This window comes from Streptococcus mitis, assembly GCF_003942865.1.
GTDB lineage: Bacteria > Bacillota > Bacilli > Lactobacillales > Streptococcaceae > Streptococcus > Streptococcus mitis_BI.
In genome coordinates this window covers 1-767 of record NZ_RJNZ01000031.1, presented here as the reverse complement: position 1 = coordinate 767, position 767 = coordinate 1, and the positions used below count along the sequence as shown (strand labels likewise).

Sequence of the window (767 nt, the reverse complement as noted above, 5' to 3'; positions counted from 1 at the left end):
AAGTCCAGGGGATTGTATATAAGTGTAGAAATGAATATCATCTTCATTTATGGGAGTTATCTGATTGGGATCAAGAGGGGATGATTTGCTTACATGAATTGATTAGTAGAGAAGAAGGAATAATAGAAGATATTCCTCGTTTAAGGAGATATTTTAAGACTAAGTTCCGGAATCGAATTCTAGACTATATCCGTAAGCAAGAAAGTCAAAAACGAAGATATGATAAAGAACCCTATGAAGAAGTAGGTGAGCTTAGTCATCGTATCAGTGAGGGAGGTCTGTGTCTAGATGATTATTATCTATTTCATGAGACACTAAGAGATTATAGAAGCAAACAAAGTAAAGAAAAACAAGAAGAGTTAGAACGCGTCTTAAGAAATGAACGCTTCCGAGGTCGTCAAAGAGTATTAAGAGACTTACGTATTGTGTTTAAAGAGTTTGATATCCGTACTCAATAGGAAGTCATACAAAAAAACATAAAAAGATAAAAAAAGGTGTTGACAAGTCAGAAAAAGTCTGTATAATAGTAAGAGTTGAAAATAACAGCTCTGGTCCGTTGGTCAAGGGGTTAAGACACCGCCTTTTCACGGCGGTAACACGGGTTCGAATCCCGTACGGACTATGGTATGTTGCGGTTGAGACACTTGATGAAAAAAGTTTTAAAAAAGTTTCAAAAAAGTGTTGACAAGCGAAAGCGACTGTGATATACTAATATAGTTGTCGCTTGAGAGAAGCAAGTGACAAAGACCTTTGAAAACTGAACAAGA

The 767-nt window shown here is 36.1% G+C and carries 1 protein-coding gene and 1 tRNA gene; both read left to right on the top strand.

Annotated elements, in window-relative coordinates:
- The coding region (locus D8845_RS10145; protein ID WP_125453334.1) for a sigma-70 family RNA polymerase sigma factor at positions 1 to 458 on the top strand (458 nt) is incomplete at its 5' end.
- Positions 459 to 550: 92 nt separating this feature from the next.
- A tRNA-Glu gene (locus tag D8845_RS10140) sits at positions 551 to 622 on the top strand.
- Positions 623 to 767: the final 145 nt, after the last annotated feature.